This window comes from Sporosarcina sp. P7 (assembly GCF_002743425.1).
Lineage (GTDB): Bacteria > Bacillota > Bacilli > Bacillales_A > Planococcaceae > Sporosarcina.
The window spans coordinates 1-1,800 of the sequence record NZ_PDZF01000033.1; the positions used below are offsets into that span (position 1 = coordinate 1).

The 1,800-nt window shown below is 48.6% G+C and carries 13 tRNA genes and 2 rRNA genes; all 15 read right to left on the reverse strand.

The features are described 5' to 3' along the window. Window positions 1–54 precede the first annotated feature (54 nt). Window positions 55–129 (reverse strand) — tRNA-Met (locus CSV60_RS15595). A gap of 90 nt (window positions 130–219) precedes the next feature. Beyond that, a tRNA-Ser gene (locus CSV60_RS15600) sits at window positions 220–312 on the reverse strand. A 15-nt stretch (window positions 313–327) separates the two neighbouring features. Continuing rightward, window positions 328–404: transfer RNA gene (locus tag CSV60_RS15605), tRNA-Ile, on the reverse strand. 6 nt (window positions 405–410) lie between these two features. After that, window positions 411–484: transfer RNA gene (locus CSV60_RS15610), tRNA-Met, on the reverse strand. A 26-nt stretch (window positions 485–510) separates the two neighbouring features. After that, a tRNA-Ala gene (locus tag CSV60_RS15615) sits at window positions 511–586 on the reverse strand. A 7-nt stretch (window positions 587–593) separates the two neighbouring features. After that, window positions 594–670, reverse strand: a tRNA-Pro gene (locus tag CSV60_RS15620). A gap of 31 nt (window positions 671–701) precedes the next feature. Next, window positions 702–778, reverse strand: a tRNA-Arg gene (locus tag CSV60_RS15625). A gap of 16 nt (window positions 779–794) precedes the next feature. Continuing rightward, a tRNA-Leu gene (locus CSV60_RS15630) sits at window positions 795–883 on the reverse strand. A 16-nt stretch (window positions 884–899) separates the two neighbouring features. After that, window positions 900–971: transfer RNA gene (locus CSV60_RS15635), tRNA-Gly, on the reverse strand. A gap of 8 nt (window positions 972–979) precedes the next feature. Then, window positions 980–1,061, reverse strand: a tRNA-Leu gene (locus CSV60_RS15640). A gap of 22 nt (window positions 1,062–1,083) precedes the next feature. Beyond that, window positions 1,084–1,159 (reverse strand) — tRNA-Lys (locus CSV60_RS15645). An 8-nt stretch (window positions 1,160–1,167) separates the two neighbouring features. Then, window positions 1,168–1,243: transfer RNA gene (locus CSV60_RS15650), tRNA-Thr, on the reverse strand. A 14-nt stretch (window positions 1,244–1,257) separates the two neighbouring features. Further along, window positions 1,258–1,333 (reverse strand) — tRNA-Val (locus tag CSV60_RS15655). A gap of 95 nt (window positions 1,334–1,428) precedes the next feature. Further along, window positions 1,429–1,544 (reverse strand): 5S ribosomal RNA (gene rrf, locus CSV60_RS15660). A 145-nt stretch (window positions 1,545–1,689) separates the two neighbouring features. After that, window positions 1,690–1,800: ribosomal RNA gene (locus tag CSV60_RS15665) — 23S ribosomal RNA — on the reverse strand; the annotation flags it as partial.

The following is a 1,800-nucleotide window of genomic DNA, read 5'->3' on the forward strand; positions in this document are numbered from 1 at the left end:
CCCGCGATCTCCTGCGTGACAGGCAGGCATGTTAACCGCTACACCACGGGACCTTGGTTGCGGGGACAGGATTTGAACCTGCGACCTTTGGGTTATGAGCCCAACGAGCTACCACTGCTCCACCCCGCGATAATACAAATGTTTCTTTAATGAAGATTTAACGCCTTTATTATCTTAACATAACTTCTTAATAAAGTAAAGCTTATGTTCAGGAAAATATGGCGGAGGAAGAGGGATTCGAACCCCCGCGGGCTTTAACACCCCTGTCGGTTTTCAAGACCGATCCCTTCAGCCGGGCTTGGGTATTCCTCCGTAAAATAAATAATCTGGTGGACCTTGCAGGACTCGAACCTGCGACCGGACGGTTATGAGCCGTCTGCTCTAACCAACTGAGCTAAAGGTCCTTAGGATAGCGGCGGAGGGATTTGAACCCCCGACCCTACGGGTATGAACCGTATGCTCTAGCCAACTGAGCTACGCCGCTGCAATTAGTCAGTCACGTACATTTATTGGTGGAGCCTAACGGGATCGAACCGTTGACCTCCTGCGTGCAAGGCAGGCGCTCTCCCAGCTGAGCTAAGGCCCCAAATAAGTGGTCGGGAAGACAGGATTCGAACCTGCGACCCCTTGGTCCCAAACCAAGTGCTCTACCAAGCTGAGCTACTTCCCGACTATATACAATAGTAATTTCTTTTAAAATATGGCGCGCCTGGCAGGAGTCGAACCCACAACCTTCTGATCCGTAGTCAGACGCTCTATCCAATTGAGCTACAGGCGCATATTATGAAAGTAATTGGTGCCGAGAACCGGAATCGAACCGGTACGGTAGTCACCTACCGCAGGATTTTAAGTCCTGTGCGTCTGCCAGTTCCGCCACCCCGGCAAGAGTGGAATTTAAAAGCGGAAGACGGGATTCGAACCCGCGACCCCGACCTTGGCAAGGTCGTATTCTACCACTGAACTACTTCCGCATGAAAAATGCGGGTGAAGGGAGTCGAACCCCCACGCCCGAAGGCACTAGATCCTAAGTCTAGCGTGTCTGCCAGTTCCACCACACCCGCGATATGTTTCGGCAAAAAATAATGGTGAGCCGTACAGGATTCGAACCTGTGACCCTCTGATTAAAAGTCAGATGCTCTACCAACTGAGCTAACGGCTCGTACTTAGTGGTGCCGGCGAAAGGACTTGAACCCTCAACCTACTGATTACAAGTCAGTTGCTCTACCAGTTGAGCTACACCGGCAGGTGTAGAATATATGGTGGAGGATGACGGGCTCGAACCGCCGACCCCCTGCTTGTAAGGCAGGTGCTCTCCCAGCTGAGCTAATCCTCCTGGGTATAATTTCAATATTTACTAGATGTGTTCTTGTTCTCTTTGATCACGAGATTATGTGTACAATACTCAGTATCAATCTTAAGAAAAGAATTGCCTGGCGACGTCTTACTCTCACAGGGGGGAACCCCCAACTACCATCAGCGCTGAAGAGCTTAACTTCCGTGTTCGGTATGGGAACGGGTGTGACCTCTTCGCTATCGTCACCAGACTATGCATCCTCTTTCTTGAGGACATTTACTATTATAACACTTGTTATACTTAATGCAAGCATTATTTTATTTTTTTTGAGTAAAGCTTGTTCACTCAAAACTGAATAAAAGACATTGTGTAGTTCAAGTAACTACTTTTTACAATAGGTTAAGTCCTCGATCGATTAGTATCTGTCAGCTACATACGTCGCCGTACTTACACCCCAGACCTATCCACCTCATCATCTTTGAGGGATCTTACTTACTTGCGTAATG